Source organism: Flexistipes sp. (assembly GCF_036172515.1).
In the GTDB taxonomy this organism is placed as follows: domain Bacteria; phylum Chrysiogenota; class Deferribacteres; order Deferribacterales; family Flexistipitaceae; genus Flexistipes.
Map to the genome: position 1 here is coordinate 35,515 of NZ_JAXKVW010000016.1, position 25,884 is coordinate 61,398.

General features: G+C 38.3%; 25 protein-coding genes. 17 read left to right on the plus strand and 8 right to left on the minus strand.

Annotated features, from left to right (window positions below):
* The first annotated feature begins 28 nt into the window (after window positions 1-28).
* The 6 genes from UMU13_RS10035 to UMU13_RS10060 all read left to right on the plus strand — a co-directional run bounded on the left by UMU13_RS10035 (window position 29) and on the right by UMU13_RS10060 (window position 6,725).
* Window positions 29-565, plus strand: coding sequence for a helix-turn-helix domain-containing protein (locus tag UMU13_RS10035; protein WP_328218846.1), 537 nt, complete (start codon window positions 29-31; stop codon window positions 563-565).
* A gap of 457 nt (window positions 566-1,022) precedes the next feature.
* Complete coding sequence (gene panB / locus UMU13_RS10040; protein ID WP_328218848.1) at window positions 1,023-1,844, plus strand: 3-methyl-2-oxobutanoate hydroxymethyltransferase; 822 nt, start codon at window positions 1,023-1,025, stop codon at window positions 1,842-1,844.
* Window positions 1,841-2,686: a pantoate--beta-alanine ligase gene (gene panC / locus UMU13_RS10045; protein WP_328218849.1), complete on the plus strand. Its 846-nt coding sequence runs from the start codon at window positions 1,841-1,843 to the stop codon at window positions 2,684-2,686. The genes panB and panC overlap by 4 nt, the downstream gene beginning before the upstream one ends.
* 1 nt (window position 2,687) lies before the next feature.
* Window positions 2,688-3,056: an aspartate 1-decarboxylase gene (gene panD / locus UMU13_RS10050; RefSeq protein ID WP_328218850.1), complete on the plus strand. Its 369-nt coding sequence runs from the start codon at window positions 2,688-2,690 to the stop codon at window positions 3,054-3,056.
* Between the two features lie 613 nt (window positions 3,057-3,669).
* Window positions 3,670-5,967 carry an ATP-dependent DNA helicase RecG gene (gene recG / locus UMU13_RS10055; RefSeq protein WP_328218851.1) on the plus strand — a complete coding sequence of 766 codons (2,298 nt, stop codon included), beginning with the start codon at window positions 3,670-3,672 and terminating at the stop codon, window positions 5,965-5,967.
* Between the two features lie 212 nt (window positions 5,968-6,179).
* The gene (locus tag UMU13_RS10060) at window positions 6,180-6,725 is read left to right on the plus strand and encodes an SWIM zinc finger family protein (RefSeq protein ID WP_013886289.1); all 546 of its coding nucleotides are present in this window, start codon (window positions 6,180-6,182) and stop codon (window positions 6,723-6,725) included.
* Between the two features lie 11 nt (window positions 6,726-6,736).
* Here the strand turns inward: UMU13_RS10060 and UMU13_RS10065 are convergent, their stop codons facing one another.
* The 6 genes from UMU13_RS10065 to UMU13_RS10090 all read right to left on the minus strand — a co-directional run bounded on the left by UMU13_RS10065 (window position 6,737) and on the right by UMU13_RS10090 (window position 15,289).
* Window positions 6,737-9,619, minus strand: coding sequence for a DEAD/DEAH box helicase (locus tag UMU13_RS10065; protein WP_328218853.1), 2,883 nt, complete (start codon window positions 9,617-9,619; stop codon window positions 6,737-6,739).
* Between the two features lie 49 nt (window positions 9,620-9,668).
* Entirely contained in the window at window positions 9,669-10,619 is a 951-nt protein-coding gene (locus UMU13_RS10070; RefSeq protein WP_328218855.1) for a sigma-70 family RNA polymerase sigma factor, read from the minus strand.
* Window positions 10,620-10,719: 100 nt separating this feature from the next.
* Window positions 10,720-13,317 (minus strand): ATP-dependent chaperone ClpB, encoded by a 2,598-nt coding sequence (gene clpB / locus UMU13_RS10075; protein ID WP_328218856.1) that lies wholly within the window; start codon window positions 13,315-13,317, stop codon window positions 10,720-10,722.
* A 13-nt stretch (window positions 13,318-13,330) separates the two neighbouring features.
* A complete protein-coding gene (locus UMU13_RS10080; RefSeq protein WP_328218857.1) occupies window positions 13,331-13,714 on the minus strand; it encodes a heat shock protein transcriptional repressor HspR in 384 nt (127 codons plus the stop codon).
* Window positions 13,715-13,724: 10 nt separating this feature from the next.
* A complete protein-coding gene (dnaJ, locus tag UMU13_RS10085) occupies window positions 13,725-14,837 on the minus strand; it encodes a molecular chaperone DnaJ (RefSeq protein ID WP_328218858.1) in 1,113 nt (370 codons plus the stop codon).
* Between the two features lie 11 nt (window positions 14,838-14,848).
* A complete protein-coding gene (locus tag UMU13_RS10090; RefSeq protein WP_328218859.1) occupies window positions 14,849-15,289 on the minus strand; it encodes an Hsp20/alpha crystallin family protein in 441 nt (146 codons plus the stop codon).
* Between the two features lie 196 nt (window positions 15,290-15,485).
* On the opposite strand from UMU13_RS10090, the gene UMU13_RS10095 reads away from it, so the two are divergent.
* The 3 genes from UMU13_RS10095 to UMU13_RS10105 are packed head-to-tail and all read left to right on the plus strand — an operon-like array spanning window position 15,486 to window position 17,276.
* The gene (locus tag UMU13_RS10095; RefSeq protein WP_328218860.1) at window positions 15,486-16,355 is read left to right on the plus strand and encodes a TonB family protein; all 870 of its coding nucleotides are present in this window, start codon (window positions 15,486-15,488) and stop codon (window positions 16,353-16,355) included.
* Window positions 16,355-16,756 carry an archease gene (locus tag UMU13_RS10100; protein WP_328218861.1) on the plus strand — a complete coding sequence of 134 codons (402 nt, stop codon included), beginning with the start codon at window positions 16,355-16,357 and terminating at the stop codon, window positions 16,754-16,756. Before UMU13_RS10095 ends, UMU13_RS10100 begins: the two co-directional genes overlap by 1 nt.
* 13 nt (window positions 16,757-16,769) lie before the next feature.
* Complete coding sequence (locus UMU13_RS10105; RefSeq protein ID WP_328218862.1) at window positions 16,770-17,276, plus strand: hypothetical protein; 507 nt, start codon at window positions 16,770-16,772, stop codon at window positions 17,274-17,276.
* A 23-nt stretch (window positions 17,277-17,299) separates the two neighbouring features.
* On the opposite strand, the gene UMU13_RS10110 is transcribed toward UMU13_RS10105, so the two are convergent.
* On the minus strand, window positions 17,300-17,647 hold the full coding sequence (locus UMU13_RS10110; protein ID WP_328218863.1) for a cytochrome c3 family protein: 348 nt from the start codon (window positions 17,645-17,647) through the stop codon (window positions 17,300-17,302).
* A gap of 102 nt (window positions 17,648-17,749) precedes the next feature.
* On the opposite strand from UMU13_RS10110, the gene priA reads away from it, so the two are divergent.
* From priA to UMU13_RS10150, 8 genes are all read left to right on the plus strand, one after another.
* Window positions 17,750-19,711, plus strand: a complete 1,962-nt coding sequence (priA, locus tag UMU13_RS10115) for a replication restart helicase PriA (RefSeq protein ID WP_328218864.1) — start codon at window positions 17,750-17,752, stop codon at window positions 19,709-19,711.
* A 600-nt stretch (window positions 19,712-20,311) separates the two neighbouring features.
* The gene (gene hemE / locus UMU13_RS10120; RefSeq protein ID WP_328218865.1) at window positions 20,312-21,331 is read left to right on the plus strand and encodes a uroporphyrinogen decarboxylase; all 1,020 of its coding nucleotides are present in this window, start codon (window positions 20,312-20,314) and stop codon (window positions 21,329-21,331) included.
* Window positions 21,324-22,277: a ferrochelatase gene (gene hemH / locus UMU13_RS10125; RefSeq protein WP_328218867.1), complete on the plus strand. Its 954-nt coding sequence runs from the start codon at window positions 21,324-21,326 to the stop codon at window positions 22,275-22,277. The genes hemE and hemH overlap by 8 nt, the downstream gene beginning before the upstream one ends.
* Window positions 22,277-23,137, plus strand: coding sequence for a UbiA-like polyprenyltransferase (locus UMU13_RS10130; RefSeq protein ID WP_328218868.1), 861 nt, complete (start codon window positions 22,277-22,279; stop codon window positions 23,135-23,137). Before hemH ends, UMU13_RS10130 begins: the two co-directional genes overlap by 1 nt.
* The gene (locus tag UMU13_RS10135; RefSeq protein WP_328218869.1) at window positions 23,134-23,709 is read left to right on the plus strand and encodes a UbiX family flavin prenyltransferase; all 576 of its coding nucleotides are present in this window, start codon (window positions 23,134-23,136) and stop codon (window positions 23,707-23,709) included. Before UMU13_RS10130 ends, UMU13_RS10135 begins: the two co-directional genes overlap by 4 nt.
* A 13-nt stretch (window positions 23,710-23,722) precedes the next feature.
* On the plus strand, window positions 23,723-24,136 hold the full coding sequence (locus tag UMU13_RS10140; protein ID WP_328218870.1) for a hypothetical protein: 414 nt from the start codon (window positions 23,723-23,725) through the stop codon (window positions 24,134-24,136).
* 9 nt (window positions 24,137-24,145) lie between these two features.
* Complete coding sequence (locus UMU13_RS10145; RefSeq protein WP_328218871.1) at window positions 24,146-24,583, plus strand: hypothetical protein; 438 nt, start codon at window positions 24,146-24,148, stop codon at window positions 24,581-24,583.
* Between the two features lie 36 nt (window positions 24,584-24,619).
* The gene (locus UMU13_RS10150) at window positions 24,620-25,072 is read left to right on the plus strand and encodes a hypothetical protein (RefSeq protein WP_328218872.1); all 453 of its coding nucleotides are present in this window, start codon (window positions 24,620-24,622) and stop codon (window positions 25,070-25,072) included.
* Between the two features lie 18 nt (window positions 25,073-25,090).
* On the opposite strand, the gene UMU13_RS10155 is transcribed toward UMU13_RS10150, so the two are convergent.
* Window positions 25,091-25,435 (minus strand): hypothetical protein, encoded by a 345-nt coding sequence (locus tag UMU13_RS10155; protein WP_328218873.1) that lies wholly within the window; start codon window positions 25,433-25,435, stop codon window positions 25,091-25,093.
* Window positions 25,436-25,884 lie beyond the last annotated feature (449 nt).

Consider the following 25,884-nt stretch of genomic DNA (forward strand, 5'->3'; position numbering starts at 1 on the left):
AAACAACAAATGTTTGCAAGGAGATAAAATGAGTTATGGGTCAAAATTAAGGGAAATGCGGAAGAAACTGGGGATGACACTGGAGGATATTTCACAGAAAACCGGTTTCACAAAAAGTTTTATAAGCCAGATAGAAAATGGCAAGAACTCACCTTCAATCTCCTCTCTGAAGAAGATCTGCTATGCTTTGGGAACGACTATAAGCGAGCTTTTTGAAGATGAGAGAAATATTGTTCACACTTTTGATAAAAAGGATTATAAAGTTCTCAAAAATAAAACCATGAGTATCACCTTCTTTGCAAATAAAATGATTAACAGAAAGATGGAACCATTGCTAATCGAGATTGATCCGTATTCGGAAACGGGAACGGATTTTTACCGGCATACCGGTGAAGAGTTCGGCTATGTTTTTGAAGGCACTATGACAGTTGTTATCGGAAATGAGGAGCATGTCTTGTCAGAAGGAGATGCAATATATTTCAGTTCCAACCTTCCCCATAAGTTAAAAAACAAAACAGACCGTATGACTAGGGCTTTCTGGGTTGGAACTCCCCCAAGCTTCTGATTTATCTGCCAAACTGCAGCAGGCCCGCATAATGTAATGTGTGGTTTAATTTGTGGTAGTTAAAGGTATTTGATGTACTTGAGGTATTTAATTTAAGGCAGTTGAATTTTATTTCGCCGCTTAATCTTTTATTTATGGTGGAGTGCTAACCGCTTTCACCAAAAACAAATACACCCCCCAACATTTATCTTTACCTTTTCCTCTACCTCTACCTCTACCTCTACCTCTACTTCACTCTCTCCCCAATAAACAGCCACGGCTTTTTTTAAAACAATAGGTTTGAAAATAAATAGAAACTTGACATTTCAATTATATGCGTATATTTAAATGTGGATATTTTAAATACGCTTGGATCCCGGCGGGACCGAGACGGCTTGATAAAAGATAATATGTATTCTATATATAGATACTGAGCCTCTCGGTTTTGCCGGGGGGCTCTTTTTTTTTGGAGGTATGTGTGAGCAAATATTCTGAGGTTAAAAAAATTACCGTTTCCCATTTTAAGAAAATGAAAGCTGAAGGGGAGAAAATCTCCTGCTTAACCGGGTATGACTATACATCTGCAAAGATTCTTGATGAAGCAGGCATCGATCTGGTCCTTGTGGGTGACTCCCTCGGGATGGTTATGAACGGGTATGAAAATACACTGCCAGTAACAGTCGATGAAATCATATATCATACAAAAGCCGTTAAAAGAGGATTGAAAAGAGCTTTTTTAGTGGCGGACATGCCTTTCGGTACCTATCATTCAAATATTGATGATGCTGTTAAAAACTGTGTGGATGTTATAAAAACTTCCGGTGCAGAAGCCGTAAAATTGGAAGGAGGAAGGGAGATAATCCCTATAATCGAAAAACTTACATCTTCCGGAATAAACGTAATGGGTCATCTGGGCCTTATGCCTCAGCATGTTCATACAATGGGTGGTTTTAAGGTGCAGGGTAAAAACGGATATGAAAGTATCCTTCAGGATGCCATTGCACTCCAGGAAGCAGGTGTATTCTCCATTGTGCTGGAAGGTATTATCGATTCAGCGGCTGAGGAAATCACAAAAAATGTGGATGTACCGACAATCGGAATTGGCGCAGGCAAATATTGCGACGGTCAGATACTCGTTTATCATGATGTTTTCGGAATGTTTGATGATTTTGTGCCCAAATTTGTGAAAAAATATGCAGATACCAAATCTGTTTTACTTGATGCGGCTAAGCAATATATAAAAGAAGTGAAAAGTTCAGATTTTCCCGATGACGAACATTCTTTTAAGGCTAAAAAATGAAAATACTGCATAAAATAAAAGATGTCAGAAATTTTGTAAAAGAAGAGAAAGGAAAAAATAAATCAATAGGGCTGGTTCCAACGATGGGATTTTTGCATCAGGGACATCTTGAATTGGTTAATAAATCTTTGGCTGATAATGATATTACAGTTGTTAGTATTTTTGTTAATCCGGCACAGTTCGGTCCCAATGAGGATTTTGAAAGTTATCCCAGAGATTTTAACCGGGATGTTTCTCTACTTAAGGAAAAAGGTGTGGATTGTGTCTTTGCTCCGCCCGTTGATGAAATGTATCCGGAAAATTTTGCTACCAAGGTCGTTGTCAGAGGGCTCACGGAGACTCTTTGTGGCGCCAAACGTCCGGGTCACTTTGAAGGTGTGGCCACAGTTGTTACCAAACTTTTGAATATTAACGATGCTGACAGAGCATATTTTGGCAAGAAAGATTATCAGCAGTTGAAAGTAATTGAGCAGTTTGTAAAAGATTTAAACATAAACACAAAAATCAAAGGTATCACCATTGTCAGAGAAAAAGACGGTCTGGCGGTAAGTTCAAGAAACATTTATCTGTCCGACGATGAAAGAAAGTCGGCACTGTCCCTGGTAAAATCTTTTGATGTCGTGCAGAACCTCCTTGATGAAGGTGAAAGGGATGCTGATGTTATCAGAGAAAGGGTAATTGATTTTATCTCAGGTTTTAGAAATACGAATATTGACTATGTTTCCATTGTGGATCCTGAAACACTTGAATATAAAGGATTGATAAAAGATAAATTTTTGCTGGCATTGGCTGTTTATGTAGGAAAAGCAAGGCTAATAGATAATAAAATATTTGAGGTGTAATATGCTGAGAGAAATGTTTAAGTCAAAGATTCACAGAGCAACAGTTACAGATGCAGACCTTAACTATGAGGGCAGTATAACCATCGATAAAGATTTGATGGATGCAGCCGGCATCTATACTTATGAAAAGGTCGAAATTTACAATATCAATAACGGAGCAAGGTTTGCCACTTATACTATTGACGGTGAAAGAGGAAGTGGTGAAATATGTCTCAACGGTGCCGCTGCCAGACATGTTCAGAAGGGCGACCTCGTTATAATTGCTTCGTATGCAATGTATAATGAAGAAGAACTTGAAAATTATGAGCCTGTTGTCATTCAGGTTGATGAGTTTAACACGCCGAAAAATACCCAGACTGCTTCTGTCTGAACAAAGAACAGGGGATTCCCTGTTCTTTGTTTGAATATTATCTGAAGGTTTTCAATAATACAGGAAGCACGGCTTTAGCCGTGCCAAAGTAGTTTTGCAAAGTTATCATTGCGGTCATGGCGGCGCTGAAGCGCCACTTCCAAAAGATAAGTATTCCCTTTTGGATTTGTTACTTTTTTGATTGCAAATTGGTATAAGGCAGATGATAGACACATTTAGATACTTGTCACCTCGATTGAAGCGGAGAGGTCTCATTGTCAAACAACGCTATATATCTCTCGACTCCACTCCGTTCCGATCGAGATGGCATGATTTGGGTACTTAACATTCCGAGCGAAACATAGGGGAACCTGTATTTCTTCCTATATGCTAATAATTTCTGCGTCTATGCTTGGTTGATTTGGGCATTCAACGTTGAACATTGAATTCATTACGTTATGTAAAATAACCAGTATCTAAAGTTGTGTGCGCGGTTGCCATCTCTAATACCCCTACTACCCATAATACCCATACCACCCATAATACCCATACCTCCACACAGAATAATTGAATTTTTTCACCGAATACTATAGACTTATAGTGAGATTACAACTTATCGGTAAAAGCGGAGCATATGCAATCTGTCTCTAATATTAAAAAGATTCTTAAAACTCTGGATTTAAGCAGTCAGGATTTGATAAATAATCCGAAAAAATATTTTACTCATTTGGCTGAGGAATTAAAAAAGGTTTCGCCTCTTTTGGCCGGCAAATTAAATGATATTCTGAATAATGAAAATCCCGATATTTTGTCTCTTGAAAAAATTATTCAGGAAGTAAATATCCTGGTTTCCAGTAACAAGTCCATAAGAGACAGTTTTCAAAAACTGACAATAAGTATAGAAAATATAGACGGAGTAGGCCCGAAAACGGCATCTTCTCTGAAAAAAAACGGTATAGAGACACTGCAGGATGTTATCCTTCATTTTCCGTACAAATATGAGCTCGTTGATACCGATTTGAAGTCAGAAAAGCTTTTCATTACAGGTGTGTTGTCTTCCAAAAATGTTATAAAAACAAAATATGGAAAAAGAATATTTCAGGCTGTATTCAAATGTGACGACGGGTATTATTACGGCATATGGTTTAACTTTTCCAGAAAATATCCGGATCCTGTACTTTCAATCGGAAAAGAATATTCTCTTTATGGTAAATATACAAATTTTAACGGTAAGCCCTCTGTTATTCATCCTGTCTTTGTGGATAAAAGTGACCGGGGACAGGTGAAAACATATTACAGTTTACCGGGGAATGTTAAGAATCAATCGTTTGTAAAAATTGTACGCAGAGCATTTACTTACACCGGAAGCGATATTGTTGAAACACTTCCTGAGAAAATTATAGCAAAATATGATTTTCCGGATATAAAGAATGCGCTTCACACAATCCATTTTCCTGAAAAGGCAAAAGATATAACTCTGTTAAATGAAAACCGTCATCCGGCATTTATACGGTTTGTGTATGAAGAGTTGTTTTATCTTCAACTGGGGCTCCTTATAAAAAAATCCAATTATAACAAAATATACGGAATAAAATATGATGTAAAACAGGAATATCTTGATGACATAAAAAAATATATTCCGTTCAAGCTGACTACTGCCCAAAGGCGGGTTTTGGCAGATATCTTTAATGACATGAAATCAGAGCATCAGATGAACAGGCTGCTGCAGGGTGATGTGGGAAGCGGGAAAACTATTGTTGCTTTTATCGCCGCTCTTGTTGCTGTGAAAAACGGTTACCAGGTTGCTATTATTGCACCCACTGAAGTTCTTGCCGAGCAGCATTTTATAAATCTTATCCATTTTTTGAAAAATGATTACGCAGTATCACTGTTAACAGGCTCAACTCCGAAAAATGAAAAACAGAATGATATGGTAAATATCAAAGATGGGAATGTTGATTTTGTTGTGGGAACCCACGCCGTTATCCGGGATGACGTGGAATTCAAAAATCTGGGCTTTGCAATAATCGACGAGCAGCACAGGTTTGGTGTGTTACAGAGGAAAAACCTTGTGGATAAAGGGTATAACCCCGATATACTCCTGATGACGGCTACACCTATCCCCCGAACACTTGCGCTGACGTTTTACGGAGATCTCAATGTCTCCATTATTGATGAAATGCCTCCCGGCCGTTCCCCTGTTAAAACAAAAAGTTTCTCCGCTAATAATTTTGATAATGTCCTTGAGCTAACTGAGAAAGAGCTGGAGAAAGGCAACAGAGCATACTTTATTTACCCCTTAATCGATGAGAGTGAAAAAATTGATTTAAAAGATGCAACCAAAAATTTTGAATACATTAGTTCGCGTTTTAGCGGTTACAATGTTGCACTTTTGCACGGAAGGATGAAAGCCTCTGAAAAAAACAGCCTTATGACTGAATTTAAAAACGGAAATATCGATGTACTCGTCTCAACCACAGTAGTAGAGGTTGGAGTGGATATACCGGATGCAACTGTCATGGTTATAGAAAATGCAGAACGTTTTGGTCTTTCCCAGTTACATCAGCTGAGGGGCAGGGTGGGCAGAAGCAATAAAAAATCGTACTGTTATCTTGTTTATTCGGATAAAATTTCAGATGACGGCAAAACACGTCTTAATTCCATGGTATCCACAAATGACGGGTTTAAACTTTCGGAAGTGGATTTGGAAATACGGGGGCCGGGAGATTTTTTTGGTACCCGTCAGTCAGGGCTACCAGAGTTTAGATTTTCGAATATTGTCAGAGATGTCCCGATATTGAACAAAGCGCGGAACGATGCGGATAATATTCTGAAATATGACCCGTTTCTGGAAAAGCCGGAGCATATTGTTTTGAAAGAAATTTTACATTTCAGATGGAAGCAGGCTTTGGATTTAACGAACATTGGCTGAATTCCTGTGGTTGAGTAGTGTATTGGTGTATTGGTTGATTGGGCATTTGACATTGAACTTTGAACATTGAACCGACGTATCACACATTACGTGTCACGTTTTTACGCATCACGGCTTTTTAAATACAAAAATTTTGCGAGGCTGCCAGTTAAATGTGTTGATTAAGCATTCATGATATTATATAATTTAATAAAACATTCAGGAGGTCGCCGATGCAGCTTTTAAAATTAACGGAAGAGCAACTGAAGAACATTTCCAGCGGAATCACCCTGCAGAGGGCAGAAAATTATGTGGGTAAATTTTACGAATGTGAAATTGAGGGAAACAGGTTGAGAGGAAAAATAAAAGGGAACCATGGAGTATATAATGTTGAACTGATAATTGATTCAGACCCACTTGATTTTAAATGTGACTGTTCATCATCAAAGGAAATGTTTTGTAAGCACGCTGCTGCATTGGGCTTAACATATATTTATACACCCTGGGTTTTCACTACTGAAGAAGAGCTCGACAGAAATAAAATATCCACCACCGGAGAACTTCAATTTTATTTGAAATCAGTAAAGCTGAAGGATCTTGTGGATGAGTTAAAAAGATGCTGCATTGGAGTATCAGCACTGGCTGATTTGACGGGAATTTCACTTCAGCAGCTGTCCATGATTATCAAAGATGACCAGAACGGCAAAAACCATACATTGACCATTCCCCTTAAACTTTCCTGCCTTTATCTTATTGAAAGGGGTGTGGAGGCTGAATAATAATATTGTTTTTATCCGGCTGTATGCTGAGATAAATATAATCTGTGATAATGTTTCCAGTTTACGGGGATTTGGACAATAAGTTCATTTACCGCGGCATATATTTTATTGTGGTTTATGCCGTACAGGAAAAGATCACGGGTAACATCGACATCGATTTTGCAGTAATCGATTATTTTTTTTATCTCTCCTTCTTTATACCATTTCAATGCCTGCAGTCCGTCAGCCGATTTTTGGGCATTAATTGTTGCCTGGGCAAGATTGTCCAGAGAAAAACGGCGTCCGGTGATGTTTCGTATGTCCTGAAGTAAATCAATCTTTATCACAGTTTTTAGAATCCTGTTGAAATCTTCAGGTGTATCTTTTGCATAGCCTGAAATTACTTTGAAATCAAAATTGATAATATTAAAACCGATAACCGCTTTTGCTGCAGACAGTTTTTCAATAAAGTCTCCTATATCATTTTCTTCATAAATATAGTATTTTTCATGAATCATGGAATATGCCACAAGTGCTGAAATTCCCATTTTATCAGCTTTTTTCCAACCTCCCACTTCGTCGGCCGAATATTTTGTCTCCACATCGAAAACAAGCACATCATCATCTTTTTCAGGCATATTTTTTATGTTGGTAAACGTTTCTTTAATATCACTTTTACCTGCATCACCGGTGTTCTCTTGCAGTAAATATTCAATAAGGAATTCTGCACCTTTTTTATCCAGAGGATAATTTCCGGACCCGCACTTAGGTGAATAAATACAAGATGGGCAGCCTTCTTCACAATCACAGGATTTTATCATTTTCAATGTCCTTACGAGAAGGGGTCTGATTATTTCAAAAACCCTGCTGCATATTCCCGCCCCGCCTGCATACGAATCATAAATAAAAACAGCTGAAGATTCCAGCTGAGGGTGTAACGGGTATGAAATACCGGCAATGTCGGAGCGGTCACACAGTATAAAAGAAGGCGCCATAGCAATAAGCGAGTGCTCCAGTGCATGAATACTACCCATGAAATTAAAATTATTTTCCTCTACTTTTTCTCTGGCTTCCTCTGTCACAATAAGATAAAAACCTTTTGTTTCAAACTGCACCGGTTCTTTTTCCAAATCAATTGTCTGGAGTTTTTCTCCGGTTTTACCCGAAATCTTATCATATCCTGTCAGCTGTTCGGAAACCTGAAGATTACAAAATCCGGCATGTATATTTTTATCATCAGAATCCATCACTTTGGATAAAATCATGGTTTCTTTGTTTATTTTGGGCATTGTATAATAATTTCCCCTGAAAGGATCCAAATAAATCTCTTTTTTATTGTGATCAACACGTTTAACGATAAAGTAATCTCCCCGATGAAGATAAACAGCATTTTCAAAGTGCTCTGTGTACAGCCTTCTACCGGAATTGGTACCTATTACGATGCCGTTGCATACAAGTGTATATGTGTCTCCGGCCATCCTGAAATCAACATTTTTATGAGGATATCTTTCCAGGGATACGTATTTAAGTCCGTCCCTATCTGTGAAAAGTTTACCTTCCGAAGCAAGTTTTTCTATATCGTTTTTCATGATATCATAATACCGCTCATTCTTTTCAACTGGCTTTTCATTAGCTGCACAGAGTATGTGTTTGCTGTTGATATTCGTGTTTTCCCTGTCGATAGTCACCACTTCGTATTTATCGGTGAAAAGCTCCTCAGGATTTTTCGCGTAATATTGGTCCAAAGCGTCTTTAGAAGTTATCAGGCAGATAAGTGAATCTTTACTGCTTCGTCCTGAACGTCCGGCTCTCTGCCAGAGACTCATTAATGATCCCGGGTATCCCACCAGTATTGTTGAATCCACACCGCCGACATCTATCCCCATTTCGATAGCGGAAGTTGCCACAACAGCTTTTAACGTATCCTTATGAAAAGCCTGCTCGATTTTACGTCTTTCTTCGGGAAGAAAGCCGGCTCTGTATGAGGAAACAACATTTTTCCGGGAGGGATCACCTGCTACAAGCTTGGCATAAATTTTTTCCGTCTGTTTTCTGGATTTTGTGAAACAGATGGTCTTGACTCCGGAATCAAGATTAATTTTCAGAAGGTATTGGGCAAGCGCAGACTCAGGAATGTCCGGATTAAAAATTAAGACATTTTTTTCCCCTGTTTCGGCACCATTTTCATTTATATGATAAAATTTACGTCCAGTAAAATTTTCAACCAAATCCACCGGATTACCAATGGTGGCTGATGCACATACAAACTGCACATTGGGAACTAAGCGAAGAAACCTTTGAAGCAGATTGTATGCCTGTGTGCCGAAGATGCCTTTATAAGTGTGGATTTCATCGATTACAACATATTTGAGATTATCAAGGAAATTCCGCCATTCGGATATTCCGGGAAGCATACTGTAATGGATAATATCCAGATTTGAGATAATAACGTTGGGCGGGGTTTTTAAAATTTTCCGTCTTTTTTGTTTCCCTGTATCCCCGTCTACAATCTCTGCTGTAAGCTTCTCTCCCAGAGGTATCTGCTCAGCAAGATTTTCGAATGCTTTTTTCTGATCGTAACCGAGAGCTTTTATTGGAAAAAGATAAAGGGCTTTTACAGACGGATTGTTTATCATATCTTCCATAATGGGAAGGTTGTAACACAATGTTTTCCCTGAAGCTGCCGGGGTCGTTATTAATGTGTCACGGCCTGATTTAATGGCCTGATAAGCATCTGTCTGGTGGGAGTATAAGGACTTTATCCCGAATTTTTCCAGAGCTGAATGAAGAAGCAGAGATTCAACATCTTCTTTGTAGTCAACCAGAGCAGGGGGCTTGGATGGAATTTCCCGCTCAAAAACAAGACTCGAAGCAAATTTGCCGTTTTTAATATATCTTATTACATTATCAATCATAAAGTTTCATTTGTGTATACTCTGCAGATTCGTGACCGGCGCGGACGGATCAGTTTAAATAGTCCGACAGCTTTCTTTTCATAGCTTTTTTTCTCAGTTTGGCGAGAGCTCTTGATTCCACCTGCCTGACTCTTTCTCTGCTTATTTGAAGCATCTCACCAACCTCTTCAAGGGTTTTGGGTGCTTCACCCTCCATCCCGAATCTCCACTTAATAATTTTGGCTTCCCGTTCGGAAAGTTCATCCACAATTTCACTGAGGGCCTCTGTAAGAGTGCCGTGAATTATTTCCTGCTCAACACTCCCCGTTTCGGATTCAAGCAAATCTATAAAACTCTTGTCTTCACCCTCCTTGATGGGTGCTTCAAGGGAAAGATAATTTCTGGATACCCTCAATATATTTTCAATATCCTCCGTTTCCATATCGAGATACTGTGATAATTCATAAGGAGTGGGTTCTCTGCCATATTCTTTTGTCAGCTTTTCTACAGCTCCATTTATTTTGTAAAGTATACTGGCCTGTTTGATTGGCAGTTTAACCGTTCCGGACTGTTCGGCCAAAGCCTGTATAATGGCTTGCCTTATCCACCATACGGCATAGGATATGAATTTGACACCTCTTTCAGGATCGAAACGTTTTGCCGCTTCCACCAGACCGACATTACCCTGGTTAATCAGATCGGTCATATTTATACCTGAGTTTTTATACCTGTTTGCAATGGAAACTACAAACTTAAGATTGCTCAGGATAAGTTTATTCAATGCTTCCTCATCACCATCCTGAATCCGCTTCCCAAGCTCATACTCTTCTTCACGGGAGAGGGGGGAAAACTGAGAAATTTTATTGAGATAACTTTTGAGCATGTCGTCAGAAACAGGGGCAAGGGCAGAGGGGTCTTCTTCAAGTTTCTTTTCCAACTCCTTCGAGTCTTCCTCCACATCTTTCTCTAAAAGTTCGTCCTCTTCCTCTGCAATTTCTTCTTTCAGATTTTTTTCCGACATAATCTCTCCGAAAATATTTATGTTTAATGACAGTTACTATATGATTTTGTTCATAATTATAGCACAAAAAAAAGTAAAGGGGAAATATTTCCCCTTTATCTTATTCCAGAACAAGTGAATTGTCTTTTATAGAGGCTTTCACTTCCTGGTTGTTTGTGATATTGCCTTTGATAATTTCATCGGCTATCTTGTTTTCTATCAACTTTTGTATAGCTCTTTTCATCGGTCTTGCGCCGAATTTAGGATCGTATCCGGCTTTTACCACTTTCTCCACAACGGAATCATCATAATGGAAGTTTATCATGTTTTCACTTAATCGTTTGGCAAAGTCATCCAGCAGAAGCTTTGCTATCTCTTTCAGATGTTCATTGCTCAGCGGATGGAATACAATTATATCATCCACCCGGTTAATAAATTCCGGTTTGAAGTGTTTGGAAAGCTGATTGAAAACCAGAGCATTTATTCTGCTGTATTCGTCTTCCCAGTCCAAATCGCCCGTAAATTCTTCCTGTATCAGGTCACTTGCGATATTTGAAGTCATTATAACGACAGTGTTTCTGAAGCTGACAGTTCTTCCCTTGGAATCTGTCAATCTGCCGTCGTCCAGTATCTGCAGCAGGATGTTGAATACGTCCTGATGCGCTTTTTCTATTTCATCGAAAAGTATTACGCTGTAAGGCCGCCTCCTGATTTTTTCTGTAAGCTGTCCGCCTTCTTCATATCCGACATAACCGGGAGGCGAGCCTATCAATTTAGCTACAGAGTGCTTTTCCATAAATTCGCTCATATCAAATCGTATCATTGCATCTTCCGTATCGAAGAGAAACTCTGCAACAGATTTTGCCAGCTCTGTTTTACCAACACCAGTGGGGCCGAGAAATATAAACGAGCCTATAGGCTTTTTCGGATTGCTGAGCCCGGCCCTGCTTCTCCTGATAGCCTCTGAAACTGCCGCAACAGCCTTATCCTGCCCGATTACCCTTTGATGGATAAAATCTTCCATATGAATGAGCTTATCGGCTTCTTCCTCGAGCAGTTTTGTAACAGGAATACCGGTCCATTTTGATATAATTGATGCTATATCCTCTTCGTCCACTTCTTCTTTAAGCATTTTTTTGTCTTCCTGGATATTTTTCAGCTTTTCATTTGTCTCTTTAAGTTTTGATTCGAGTTCCACCAATTTTCCGTATTTTATCTGGGAAGCCTCTTCTAAATTGCCCTCTCTTTCAGCATTCTGCATCCTTATTTTGGCTTCCTCTATTTCCTTTTTTATTTCCCTTGATTCCTGTATCAGCGTTTTTTCATTCTGCCAGTGAGTTTTCAGTCTTGAAATTTTTTCAGTTAGATTGCTGATTTCGTTTTCAATTTTTCCCAGTCTTATTTTACCGGCCTCATTCTTCTCTTTTTTCATGGCCTGTTTTTCAATCTCAAGCTGTCTTAATTTACGCTCAAGTTCATCCAGTTCAGTTGGAAGGCTGTCTATTTCCATTCTGAGCTTTGCCGTCGCCTCATCTATTAAATCAATGGCCTTATCCGGCATAAATCTGTCTGAGATATATTTGTCAGCAAGATGAGCAGCAGCCACAATGGCTGAGTCGGTTATTTTTACACCGTGGTGTACTTCGTATTTTTCCTTCAAACCTCTTAATATGGAAACGGTGTCCTCTACGGAAGGCTCTTTTATGTAAATCGGCTGAAAACGCCTTTCAAGAGCTGCATCTTTTTCGATATGTTTTTTATATTCATCCAGAGTTGTTGCTCCGATGCAATGCAGTTCACCTCTTGCCAGAGCGGGTTTTAAAAGATTTGCTGCATCCATAGCACCTTCAGCAGCACCGGCTCCTATCAGTGTATGCATTTCATCGATAAACAGAACTATCTCTCCCTCACGATCTTTAATTTCTTTCAAAACAGCTTTCAGTCTGTCCTCAAATTCTCCTCTGTATTTTGTCCCGGCAATTAGGGAGCCTAAATCGAGGACCAGAACCCTTTTATCCTTTAGTGTCTCCGGTACATCACCGTTAACGACACGCTGTGCAAGCCCTTCTGCAATTGCTGTTTTACCGACACCCGGTTCACCTATAAGAACCGGATTGTTTTTTGTTCTTCTTGAAAGTACATGCATAACCCGCCTTATTTCCTCATCTCTTCCAATAACGGGATCGAGTTTTCCTGTTGAGGCGTTTTCAGTCAGATCAATGGTATATTTTTCCAGGGCTTCCATTTTTTCTTCCGGATTTTGATCCGTAACAGTAGTGCTGCCTCTTACATCTTTAATCGCTTTTTTTAGATCCTTTTTATCTATACCGTGTTTTAGCAGGGTTTGTCTGAGTGAATATCCGGCATTTTCCACAATTCCAAGCAGAAGATGCTCTGTGGAAACATATTCATCGGAGAATTCCTTTATGACTTTGAAAGCATAATCAAGTGCTTTCTTAGTATCATTTGAAATATATACCTGCTCCGATCCGCTTACTGCCGGCAGGCTTGCTATTTCGTTGTTAATATCATCTTTTAAGGATGGGATATTAACACCCAGTTTCTGAAGCAAAGGTTTAATAAAGCCTTCTTCCTGGTTCACCAAGGCAAGGAGCAGGTGTGCAGGCTCAACTTGCTGATTATTTTTATTTTCTGCCAACTCAACTGCACTTTGAACAGCTTCACTGGCTTTTATGGTCATCTTGTTCCAGTTTATCACTTATAGTTCCTCCTTACTCGTCTTCATTTTCTATTTCTATTTTTATTATATCTCTGTTCCTCAAAGGAACCAAACCTTTATCACCTTGTTCCATATCGAAGTTGTCAGCATGTTTTCTTATAAAATCCCTCAATAAATCCAGCTGCTTCTGTGTTTCTTCAAGCTGCTGTTTCATATTTAAAACCACTTCAACACCCGCCAGGTTAACTCCCAGATCTTTGGTAAGTGTCAGAATAAATTTAATTTGCTCTATATCCTCCTCGGAATAGAGTCTGGTGTTACCTATTGTTCTGGAGGGCTTTATTAAACCCAGACGCTCATATTGACGGAGTGTCTGCGGGTGAATGCCGAGTATCTCAGCAACGACGCTTATCATATATAGTGGTCTGTTTTTCATTTTTTACCCCTTACAGTTTTCCTTTTTGCATAATTTTTTGTCTGTTAACGATATCATAATGATTTTTCATTTCTTTCAGCGCCGCTCTGTCATTTTCAACAGCAACCTGAGGGATTTTAACTTTAATTACAACATACAAATCACCGTGACCGCCGCCTTTAAGTTTAGGCATCCCTTTATTTCTGAGGCGGAACTTCTGATCAGGCTGAGTTCCTGCAGGGATATTAATGTTAACAGCCCCATATGGGGTTGGAACTGATATTTTTTCCCCCAGTGCAGCTTCAAACATGTCCACATCCACACTTACATACAGATTGTTTCCTTTTCTCTCATAAAACTCATGAGGGATTATTTTGGTAACGATATAAAGATCGCCCGCAGGTGCATTATTTCTGCCTTCATGCCCTTTTCCGGTAATCCTGACTTTCGAACCGTTATCAACACCGGCCGGTACTTTTATCTTTATTTTTTCCGTTTTCTGTACAAAGCCATTTCCTTTGCAGCTGGTACATACATTGGTCAGAATTTTCCCCTGTCCTCCGCATTTGGGGCAGGGTTTGCCGAATCCGAAGATTGAGTCGCGTCCTTCTGAACTGACTCCCTTACCGCCGCAGGCAGGGCAGGTGACAACATCTCCGCCGGAGCCTCCGCAGGATTTGCAGTTGACATGGCGACTCAGGTTTATTTCGTAAGAATTCCCCTTGACAGCATCTGCGAAAGGTATCTGGACAGAATAGTATATATCTTCTCCCTTGCTGGGTCTTTCTGTGCGGCGGTTTCTGCCGCCCCGCCCGCCGAAAAGATCACTGAAGATATCATCAAATATATCAAAACCTTCAAAATTAAAATTTCTGAAGTCCTCGAAATTAACATTTGAATAATCATATCCTTTGCCACTCTGTGTGAAAGCATCATGTCCCATTTGATCATACTGCTTTCTTTTTTCAGGGTCAGACAAAACGGCGTAAGCTTCGGAAATTTCCTTAAATTTGTTTTCTGCTTCTTTATTGTTAGGATTAATATCAGGATGATATTTCCTTGCAAGTTTCCTGTAAGCTTTTTTTATCTCATCTTTAGAAGCGTTTTTGTCAATTCCGAGAATTTCATAATAGTTTTTAGCCATAAGACTCCCTTTTAGTCCTCTTTATCCACTTTAATTGTTACAGGTTTTGATTCATTCTTTTTGGTTATTTTGATTGCCAATATACCGTCTTTTAGTTTAGCTTTTATCCCTTCCAGATCGGCATTATTCGGCAGGCTGAAAGATCGTGTGAATTTACCGTAAGGTCTTTCCAGCCTGTAAAAATTATTGTCATTCTTGCTGTAAGGAACTTTCTTTTCACCTTTTACAACAAGCAGTCCTTCATTTACCTGAATATCCACATCCTCTTCTTTTGTCCCGGGCAGCTCCAAGGTCAGAATAATATCGCTGTCAGTTTCATATATATCCACAGGAGGATTCCAGTCCCCCTGGCGCATATTAGCTTCGTTGCTGACAGTTTCATCAAATATCTTATTGATTCTCTCCTGCACTGATAATAAATCCTTAAAAGGATCCCATCTTACTATAGCCATAATTACCTCCAGATTATATTAGTTAATAGAAAATATAATATCTGAGTCGGTTTATGTCAAGATATATTAAGTTAGTTATTCAGATTGTGTGTGCTGAACTAATTAATTTTTGAACAATCGGTGATTTTGTATTATTATATTATTCGAAATAATAAAAGTGTATTTTCACAGAAAGGACTATAAGGTATGATTATTTATGAAAAATTATAAGTTTCTTATTGCTTTGATAATATCGATACTACTTCATTCCTTATTATTGAAATACCTGAAAATAGATACCGACAATGTTAGCAAAGATAAACCTATGATTGTCGATATAATCAAACCGCCAAAAAAAGAAACTCCTGAGAAGCCAAAGAAAAAGCCGGATATTCTCAGCGACAAAAATCTTAATCTGAAAAAGAAAACGGACAGCAAAAAAGAGGAGCCAGAAATCCCGGATCGCAAACCCCAGCCCCAGCCTAAGCCTCAACCTCAACCTCAACCTCAACCTCAACCTAAGACTGAACCTAAACCTAAGACTAAACCTAAACCCGAAACCGCTGAAACCAAAAAGGAATCGGCAATAATTTCAAAAGATGCTGAAGCTCAACCTCAGCAGGATATGCAAGAGAAACGTCAAACAGAAAAAAGTGATAAGACAAAACTTTCCAAAAAACAGATGGAAAATATTTTTAACCCATCAGAGATAATACAGGATTACGCTGAAGGGGAGAAGAAACAGAAAGAGGGAGAGGATTCTGTTAATTTTAACTCCATGGAAAACAAATATGCGTCATACTTTTATAAATTCAGGAGAAGTCTCTATCAGGTATGGACTTATCCCAGAAACTCCATTATGAATAATGAGCAGGGCAGGGTAAGAATACAATTCAGCATTCAAAAAGATGGCAGTATTACAAATATCAGGGTTGTTAGCAGCAGCGGATATCCCGACCTTGACAGGGCAGCTGTTGACGCGCTGAAGAATATGGGAAAAGTACCTTTTGAAAATTCATTTGACATTAATGTACTTCATGTGGACGGTTATTTTTATTACCGCTTAGGAGGCAGGTTTATCTACTGATGAATGATTATGAAATAATTGATACCACAGCAGACACAGGCATCAAAGCCGAAGGCACAGATTTAACCGATTTATGCAGAAACCTTTTGAGAGGTTTTTACTGCATAGCTTTTGATAAAGAAGCGTATGTGTTTAATCAACTCGGGTACAGCAACTTGAAGACACTTACTTTTGAAAATCCGGAAGATTTGATATTTTCACTTTTAAATGAGGCTGTTTTTCTGCTTTTTACCAAAAATTCATTAATATACCCCGTGATTATATCCGAAAATGAAGTAAAGTATTCAATATTTAAAAATACAGAATATATAGAAACTGAGATAAAAGCTGCAACAAAACATAAACTGAACGTTAAAAAAACCGGTGAAAATTTTGAAGCCGTCGTGATACTCGACTTATAAGGAGGCTGTTAGGATGGAAAAAAGAGAAGTGGTTATTCAGGAATTTCGTGAATTCTGCAAAAGTAACAGCAAAAAAAATTACAGAGGCGGGAGTTTCAGACCTTTCAAATATTATAAACATAAGGACGGGGCAAATGAGCCGGTTTATTTCATCGGAGGTCCGGGACTGTCAGTAGCTTTTTTTATAACGCTCGTAGTAGCGCTCGCATTCGTACTGCTGTCCGGTTCGTTTAGTTTTTGGTACTGGCTGCTTTTTTTTATTATTGTGATTCCGGGACTGAGAATTGCAATGAAAATAGACAAAGCAAATCAGATAAGGAGCATGGTTGCCTCCCTGGGAGAGCATGCTATTATCCTTATTGAACAATCCGAAAACTCAGAAACAAAAGAAGAAGAACTGAAGATGCTTGAAAAAAGCAGGGAGTTTCTGCAGGAAGCTCTAAAGTGGGTACATGAGCCTATGTTTGGAAAACAGTTGGAAAATCTGGAGATTTATATAAAAGAAAAAGCCCCTGAATAGGGGCTTTTATGTTCATTTTTTAATTATTTGTGACATTTATTGCAGGATTTGCCCTGAGGCACGTTTTTCTTTGTGTGGCATGCCCAGCAGAAATCTTTATGGACAGGGTTCATGATACCGCTTACCTTTCCAACTTCAAGTTTTTCACCTGTTTTTATGTTTTTCAAAGCCTTGCCACCGTCGGGATTCATATGGCATTCAGTACACTCATTTTTTGTCTGGTGAAAAGCATGGGGAAATTCAACAACCTTTTTTGTTGGGTTTGGCACATTAAAAACTTCTGTCATTTTGATTGTCTCTGGTCCTTTTTGAGCTGCATAAGCTATCACAGCAAAAATCATGATTGACATTATCACAAAAAGCTTCTTCATTAATTCCTCCTTGTAAATTTTATGAGAATTTAATAAAAATAATTATTAATGTCAAGCTGGAAATTTTAGAACAATATTTTTATTTATAAGGATAAAGAAAGAATGTCGCTCAACTATTACGATTTAATACTGCCTGTAATCCCAAAAGGCACCTTTACTTACACATATGAACATGACATCCCTGTCGGCTCAAGGGTAAAGGTTTTCTTCGGCAGCCGCCTTGAACATGGCATTGTAAAGGGGAAAGCCGACAAAATTCATCCGGACATCAGCTACAAAAATATCAATGAAGTCCTGGATGATAATCCGGTATTTCCAAAAAAATATCTGACAATGCTCAACAAGATGTCAAATTATTATCAAACACCGTTAGGAATTGCCATGAGGGGAGTTTTAGCAAAATCCATTCTCAGTTCGGAGAAACTGGGTGTGGACTGTGATATTTCTGATAAGAGTATACTGCTGAGCCTTAGCAATGATCAGCACTCTATTTACACCTCCCTTACTAAAATAATTGATAGCGGTTTTTCGGCTAATCTGCTGCATGGAATAACAGGCAGCGGTAAAACAGAAATATATATAGAGCTTGTTAAAGAGTGTATTAAAAAAGGGAAACAGGTTATATATATTGTTCCCGAAATTTCACTCACGCCGCAAATTGTCCAACGCTTATCGGAAAGACTGGGTTTTTCAGTGCCCGTTTATCACTCAAAATTATCACCCAAACGAAAACAAAAGGTTTTCTGGGGATTTAATTCCGGCTGTTATCCGCTTGTCATCGGTGCCAGGAGCGCACTTTTCATACCTTCTGACAACATCGGGCTTATTATAGTGGATGAAGAACATGAAAGCAGTTTCAAGCAGGAGGAATCACCTTCTTACCAACTAAGGGATATGGCTGTAATGTACGCGGATATCCTTAATGTCCCGGTTGTACTGGGAAGTGCAACCCCAAGTGTGGAGTCTTATTTCAATGCATTAAACGGTAAATACAGATATCTTGAACTCAACAAACGCTTCAATAAAAAACAGTTACCGGAGATCAAAATTATTGATTTAAAAACCAGCGACATCATCGACAATTTGTTATCGGTAAAACTATATGATAAAATTTTTGAAAAAATTAAACAGGATGAACAGGTTTTGCTTCTTCTCAACAAAAAGGGTTACTCAAAACATTTGATATGCAAAAAATGCGGAACAACCCTTCAGTGCCTGAACTGCTCTATAGCGCTGACGTATTACAAAAAAGGTGATTATGCAAAATGCTCTTATTGCGGGGAAATATATAAATTTTTCAAATGCAGTGAGTGCGGAGAAAATGATTTTCTTGATTTTGGACATGGTACGGAAAAGGCCGTTGAAATACTGAGAGAACTGTTTGGCGACACTGTAATAAAACTCGATACGGATAGTGTGACATCTCAGAAAAAAATGCAAAGTATTCTGAATGATTTTTACTCCGGCAAATATAATATTATGGTTGGCACACAGCTGATTGCCAAAGGTTTTAATTTTCCGGAAGTCACTCTTGTCGGCGTCCTGAACATTGACAACCTTTTGTCTCTGCCTGATTTCAGAGCCAATGAAAGAGCATACCAGCTGCTAATGCAGGTGGCTGGCAGGGCAGGGCGTTTTATTAAGAAAGGGGAAGTTTTTATTCAAACCTATAATCCTGAAATGCCTGTTTTTCAGCTGTTAAACAGCGATTCGGAAAAATTTTATATGGAAGAGCTTGGCAGACGCAAAGAACATGATTACCCCCCTTTCATGCGAATGGTCCGTATAATTATTTCCGACACAAAAGAAGACAGAGCTAAGAAAACGATGGAAACTATTTCTGAGAAGATTAATGAAGCAAAATCTTCAGAAACTAAAACACTGGGGCCGTCTCCGGCTCCAATATTTAAAATAAAAAACAGATACAGATATTCTCTTATTATTAAAACGCCGAACGTGTCAACAATTCAGGTCTTAGGTAGAATTGCCCGGGAAAATTTTGAAGTGCTGAAGAAAGGAAATATGCAGATCAAACTCGATGTCGATCCATATTTTTTTATGTAATTCAATTTTCAAAACGACTGTGCACTTAACGCTTTAAGCGCTCAATCTTTGATTAAACAATGAGGAATAAACATCTAACGACCTCTAACAATCTTAAATACATCCAAACAGCTTTGCATCAACCTTAACCTTAACCTTTACCTCTGCCTATAATTTCTCCACCTCTCCACTTCACAATCTCCCTGTCTTACCGGCAATGAAGGTTTCCAAATAAATCATATTGAGAGCTTTGACTAATATCTTTTTCTCCGTTTTAGGCCAAGGCACTTAATAATTAAGTGCCTTGGTAGTCCCGCATGCTTGATAATACAGGGTTTCGGAATAAGCTTTGCAGGGCTGAAGCCCTGCTTCCTGGATTATTCAAAGCTCTCCTACATTTTTTTATGTTATGGTGGTTGCCACAAAGGTTATTAAGGATGTATAAATTTAAAAAAGGGTAGGGACAGAGGACTCATATTGAAAAAACGTCTTTTAAATAGTAAAAAACAGAAAATTTGGAAAAAATGTTTGTTTTGCCTTTATTTACTGATATTTTTAAGTTAAAAGATACATTGTATTGTTTCATTTTCATATTTCAGATTAAATAAGCGGGGTAATCTTATGGAAAACAACAGATTGATTTTGGATGTTTTGGAAGGAAAAGATGTGGAAAGAACACCTGTATGGCTCATGCGGCAGGCCGGAAGATATATGAGTGAATACAGAAAAATAAGAGAAAAAGTATCATTTCTGGAGCTCTGTAAAACTCCTGAACTGGCATGTGAAGTTACGCTGCAGCCTCTGAAAGCTTTCAAACTTGATGCAGCAATCCTTTTTTCCGACATCCTCGTGCCGATTGAACCGATGGGTGTTGACCTTGAGTTCACTCCGGCACCGGTAATAGCAAATCCTGTAAGAAATTCTCAGAATGTTCAACGTTTAAAACCCGTTGACCCGGAGGAAGAACTTCCGTTTGTCCTTGAAGCGGTGAGACTTATTAAGGATAATATAAACGTACCGCTTATTGGCTTTGCAGGAGCACCGTTTACTCTTGCATGTTATATGGTGGAAGGGAGCGGATCGAAGAATTTTCTGGAAATAAAAACACTCATGCACAAAAATCCCGATGCCTTTTTTGAGCTTATGGAAAAAATTACAGAAAGTACTTACAGGTATTTACAGGCACAAATAAATAACGGTTGCAGCATAGTACAGGTTTTTGATACATGGGCAGGGATTCTTTCTCCGTCTGACTATAAAACATTCGTCTATCCTTTTGTTGAGAAACTTGTAAACAAGCTGGAAAATGCTCATGTGATTTATTTTGCAAAAGACAGCGCTACATTTTATAAAGATATTAAGAAGCTTAACTGTTCAGGACTTGGAGTGGACTGGAAAATAGCTCTCAACGATGCTGCAGATATTCTGGATAACAAATTTGTGCTGCAGGGAAATCTTGATCCGGCAGTTCTTTTTGCAGATCAGAAAACAATTGCAGATGAGATTGACAGAATTATCTCGGAGGCAAAAGATATAAAAGGTCATATTTTTAACCTCGGTCACGGTATTCTGCCTAAAACCCCTGTTGAAAATGTAAAGTTTATGGTGGATTACGTAAAGGAAAAGACAGCCGATGCATGATCTTCTGTTTGCTATGTACATGGGAGGCCCTGACAGTATACAGTCTATACAGCCGTTCCTGTATAATCTTTTTACAGATAGAGATATAATTAATTTTAAAATCGGCAGGATACCTCAGCAGTGGCTTGCAAAAATAATATCAACAAAAAGAAGTAGAAAAATTGCTCCTGAATACGAAAAAATGGGAGGGGGATCCCCACAACTGAAGTATATGCAATCGCTGCTGGAAAAAACTGAGTTTATATACCATGAAAAATACGGCAGAAGCCTGGATACAAGGATAGGGATGTGTTATTACCATCCTTACATTCAGGACACGCTTAAAAGCATCGATCCTGAAGAATATGACCACATTTACGTTATCAGTATGTATCCCCATTACTCATATACAACAAGCGGTGCCTGTTTTAAACGTTTTTATGCGAATATGAACATGAGACCTTTTGAAAGGTTCAAAGCAATTACCCACTGGCATTTGAATGAATCCTATAATAATTGTCTTTTGAAAAGAATAAAAAGTGCTGCTGAAAGATTAGAAGTGGACATTAATGATGCTTATATTCTCTTTTCAGCCCATTCTCTGCCTGAATATACACTCAGGGAAGGTGACTATTATGCCCGCCACATTGATGAACAGATAAAGCTTTTAACAGACAGACTGTCACATTCCAACTATTCTCTGGCCTATCAAAGCAGAACGGGGCCAATGAAATGGCTGGGGCCGGAAACCCGGGACGTTTTAAAAAATTTGGTGGCTAAAGGTGTTGATAACATAATAGTTGTGCCCATTTCCTTTGTCTCGGATCATATAGAAACTCTGATTGAACTGGACGATCAGTATATAAAGGAAGCTAAAGCAAGCGGGGCAAATATAATCCGCTCAGAAAGCTTAAACGATAGTGATGATTTTGCGGAAGCTGTAATCGACATAATTTTGGACGAATAATGGAAAAAGTTAAAACATTTTTCAGTATGATAAAAATTGAGCACTCTCTTTTTGCTCTCCCTTTTGCATTTACCGGAGCACTCCTGGCTGCTGAAGGAATTCCGTCGCTCTGGAAAATATTCTGGATTTTTGTTGCTATGGTAAATGCCAGAACTATAGCAATGGGACTGAACAGAGTTGTAGATGCAGAGATAGATTCAAAAAATCCGAGAACAGCAGACCGTGAGATCCCTGCAGGTAAAATTTCCAAAAAGAAGGCATTGCTGTATATCGTGCTTTCATTATTCATTTATGAAGTTGCCACATATCAGTTGAATATGCTGTGTTTTATTTTATCCCCCGTTCCCCTTATAGTTTTTGTCGTATATTCTTACTCAAAAAGGTTTACTTCACTTTGCCATATTATACTGGGTGTTGCTCTTGGTTTGGCGCCTATCGGGGCATGGGTTGCAATAAAAGGAACGGTAAACCTGGGTATAGTACTACTTGGTATTGCCGTGCTGCTATGGGTGGCAGGATTTGATATCATATATGCTCTGCAGGATCTTGACTTTGACAAAAATTACGGATTATTTTCAGTTCCTGCAAAATTAGGAATAAAAAACTCCATTCTTATATCCAGGCTGTTTCATTTGACAGCATTTATAATATTTGCTTATTTAAAAGTCTACTTTGGTCTTGGCATTCTTTACATAGCCGGTGTTATTCTTTGCGGACTTTTTATGCTGTATGAGCATTCATTGATCAAATCTGATGATCTCAGCAGGGTAAATATGGCTTTTTTTAATATAAATGCATATATTAGCATTACGATATTTGTATTTGTCTTTCTGGATTTTCTTATGAGAGGTATGATTTGAAAAAATTTTTTGTAGGTATTACCGGCGCAAGTGGGGCTTTATACGGATTAAAAACACTGCAGGAGTTGAGCAGGCGGGATTTTGAAGTGAATCTCTGTATTACCCCTGATGGACTTATTAATCTGAATCTTGAGCTCGGCAAAGATTTCAGGTCAACTGATGAATTTATTACAAATTATAAGCTTTCGAATATTATTTCACACGATTATAAAAATTTTGCTGCACCTGTAAGCAGCGGCTCAAACCCGATGGATTACTATATTGTGGTCCCTGCCTCAATGGGATGTGTAGGCAGAATAGCATCAGGAGTCAGTTCAAATCTAATAGAGCGCTGTGCCGATGTTGCCATGAAAGAATCCAAAAAATTAGTGCTTGTAGTAAGAGAAACCCCTTTTAACACTATCCATCTGCGAAACATGCTCTCGCTGTCACAGGCGGGAGTTACTGTGTTGCCGGCTGCTCCGGGTTTTTATCATAAACCAAAAGATATTGATGATATAATAAGCTTTATTGTTGGAAAGATTTTTGATATAATGAATATATCTCATAATTTGTTTGAAAGATGGGATTAAGAAGGGGGGCAGTATGAAAGTGATTTGTACCAATTGCGGAACAGATTTCGATTCAGGCAATAAAAATAAATTTGAATGTTCTCACTGCGGGCAGTTTTATAATCTGAAAGAAAAACCCGATACTTATGACGTTAAGATGCTTAATGGAGTACTCGTTGAAAAAATATCCTTTAATGAATTAAAAAACGGCTTAAAAACCGGCAAATATCTTAAATACGATTATATTTCCGGAGGCAGTTTGCCATGGATGAAGATTACAAACTCGGATTTTGAGGATTTTGTCCCTGATTCCACCACTGTAAAAGGGGGCAAAGGTGCATTAAAATCCTGGATTGTACTTTTTGTTTTTTCTTTTATAGTAAATATGGTTCTTTTGTTTTTTTTGTATCTTCAAAAAGTCAAAATTGATGACTTAATAAGCGGATAAGGAGGTAACATGGATATTGAAAATAAAGACTGGTTTAAGAACACTTTTGAAAAGAGCAAAGAAGGGGTTGTCAAATTTACCAGGATAAGCAGGCTTCGCATTGAAATTGCAAGTATAAAAAAGAAAGCTGACGAGCGTTTCGAATCGCTCGGCAAAAAAGCTTTTCAGCTGATGAAAGACAATGAGATTGATCATGATTTTCTATCGGATGACTATAAATCCCTGGAAAAACTTGATGATAAACTTGCCGAACTTGAAAATCAGATAGAAGAGTTGAAAAAAAGAGAGGAAGAAGAATTCACCAGCAGTTTTTCAGGTGATAGTAAGTTTGTAAAAACAGATGCCAACAGAGATTTTGCAGATGAAAATACTGCAGAAGATACAAATGTTTCGAAGAATCAAACAGAAGACGATGATGAAGAAAAGGATAAATCAGATACAAAGTAAAATCCGGTTTATAAAAATAAGGAGTTATACCAGTTTATGAGGACAAAATTTACAGCAAAATTTATATTGATTGTTCTAATGGGTGTCATGCTGTCCGCCTGCCATTTCAGCTTTGGATTCAAAACGGATTTGTCACTCAGAAAAAAATATGAATATTCTCACAAAACCGACAATCTGAAATTTTTCTATAATGTAAAAACGATTGGAAATGAAAAAAAGATAGAGATGGCTGTTAAGAATGCATCGAATATGTATATTGCCAACATGGCCTTGAATATTAATACACAAGACACTCAGCAATACTTTTATATTGGTAACATAAAAAATCTGAGCCGAAAAACCCTCGAATTTTCAGTTCCTTCAGAGAATGATAAACTGCGGTTAAGTTATCATTATAATCTTACTTCCGAGGACGTCTTTTTAAACCCTTCATCTCAGTTTCAGGAAACTAATTCAGTCGAAAATCAAACCATACTATTTCTGGAATAATAAAAAGGGAGTTGAATATCAACTCCCGCACGTTTCCGGTCTTGCTGAATCCAAAGCATGTTTCCTGACATATGCTTTGATATTTTCCAGGGTTCTTTCGGATATGTCCACCTTTTTCAGTTCTCCATTAGGATGCTGTCTTTTCAGCTGGCTCATATTGTTTTGAAAATAATAACTCCACTGCATTTTGGTATAACTTGCTGCTGTTAAAACTTTTGTTTTGCCGTTTCCTTCATAATGGCACTGTTTGTAGCAGTAGTACCTGAATTCTCTTCTGCCCATCCTTGTATTTGCAGACATGACAGAAGTAACAAATACTGCAAGCAATAAAATTAAGGTTAGGTAAACTACAGGTTTTTTCATGTTACACCTCCAATCAATACTAACATCATAATAGTATTAGCAGTAAATATCAATATTATTTATTTTCTAGCGTCACCCCATTTTTTGCAGCAAGAATATTTTTCAGTGTCATGTTAGCTAAGTATATGTAAAACAATACTTTTATATAATTTTTGGGGTGATGCCAGTATTTATTTTGGCACCCTTCCACTTTTTAGAGCTATGACAATACGCAGATATTGTTAGTACATAGATAGAGATCCCTCGGCTTCGCTCGCCCTGTTAAATATCAGCTTAGCTGACTGCCTACGGCATTTAACGGGGCGAGGGATGACAGGTTTCTACTTTTTGTCATCGTATATTAAGAAAGCAGGAAAAATTGTTTAACAGGCTATTAAAAAGTTGTATAAGGTTCCAGAGCACTGAAGGTGATAAAGGACATGATTGTCATTGGTTCAACGAAACCGTTC

Bases quoted from the DNA above. Each gene is read 5' to 3' on its own strand.
- UMU13_RS10130 (WP_328218868.1), top strand. From the start codon at position 22,277: ATGGAAAAAGTTAAAACATTTTTCAGTATGATAAAAATTGAGCACTCT.
- UMU13_RS10080 (WP_328218857.1), bottom strand. From the start codon at position 13,714: ATGAAAAACAGACCACTATATATGATAAGCGTCGTTGCTGAGATACTC.
- UMU13_RS10060 (WP_013886289.1), top strand. From the start codon at position 6,180: ATGCAGCTTTTAAAATTAACGGAAGAGCAACTGAAGAACATTTCCAGC.
- hemE (WP_328218865.1), top strand. From the start codon at position 20,312: ATGGAAAACAACAGATTGATTTTGGATGTTTTGGAAGGAAAAGATGTG.
- UMU13_RS10150 (WP_328218872.1), top strand. From the start codon at position 24,620: ATGAGGACAAAATTTACAGCAAAATTTATATTGATTGTTCTAATGGGT.
- recG (WP_328218851.1), top strand. From the start codon at position 3,670: ATGCAATCTGTCTCTAATATTAAAAAGATTCTTAAAACTCTGGATTTA.
- dnaJ (WP_328218858.1), bottom strand. From the start codon at position 14,837: ATGGCTAAAAACTATTATGAAATTCTCGGAATTGACAAAAACGCTTCT.
- UMU13_RS10100 (WP_328218861.1), top strand. From the start codon at position 16,355: ATGAATGATTATGAAATAATTGATACCACAGCAGACACAGGCATCAAA.
- UMU13_RS10105 (WP_328218862.1), top strand. From the start codon at position 16,770: ATGGAAAAAAGAGAAGTGGTTATTCAGGAATTTCGTGAATTCTGCAAA.
- hemH (WP_328218867.1), top strand. From the start codon at position 21,324: ATGCATGATCTTCTGTTTGCTATGTACATGGGAGGCCCTGACAGTATA.
- UMU13_RS10035 (WP_328218846.1), top strand. From the start codon at position 29: ATGAGTTATGGGTCAAAATTAAGGGAAATGCGGAAGAAACTGGGGATG.
- UMU13_RS10090 (WP_328218859.1), bottom strand. From the start codon at position 15,289: ATGGCTATAGTAAGATGGGATCCTTTTAAGGATTTATTATCAGTGCAG.
- panC (WP_328218849.1), top strand. From the start codon at position 1,841: ATGAAAATACTGCATAAAATAAAAGATGTCAGAAATTTTGTAAAAGAA.
- UMU13_RS10110 (WP_328218863.1), bottom strand. From the start codon at position 17,647: ATGAAGAAGCTTTTTGTGATAATGTCAATCATGATTTTTGCTGTGATA.
- UMU13_RS10095 (WP_328218860.1), top strand. From the start codon at position 15,486: ATGAAAAATTATAAGTTTCTTATTGCTTTGATAATATCGATACTACTT.
- UMU13_RS10145 (WP_328218871.1), top strand. From the start codon at position 24,146: ATGGATATTGAAAATAAAGACTGGTTTAAGAACACTTTTGAAAAGAGC.
- panD (WP_328218850.1), top strand. From the start codon at position 2,688: ATGCTGAGAGAAATGTTTAAGTCAAAGATTCACAGAGCAACAGTTACA.
- UMU13_RS10155 (WP_328218873.1), bottom strand. From the start codon at position 25,435: ATGAAAAAACCTGTAGTTTACCTAACCTTAATTTTATTGCTTGCAGTA.
- priA (WP_328218864.1), top strand. From the start codon at position 17,750: ATGTCGCTCAACTATTACGATTTAATACTGCCTGTAATCCCAAAAGGC.
- UMU13_RS10070 (WP_328218855.1), bottom strand. From the start codon at position 10,619: ATGTCGGAAAAAAATCTGAAAGAAGAAATTGCAGAGGAAGAGGACGAA.
- UMU13_RS10140 (WP_328218870.1), top strand. From the start codon at position 23,723: ATGAAAGTGATTTGTACCAATTGCGGAACAGATTTCGATTCAGGCAAT.
- UMU13_RS10065 (WP_328218853.1), bottom strand. From the start codon at position 9,619: ATGATTGATAATGTAATAAGATATATTAAAAACGGCAAATTTGCTTCG.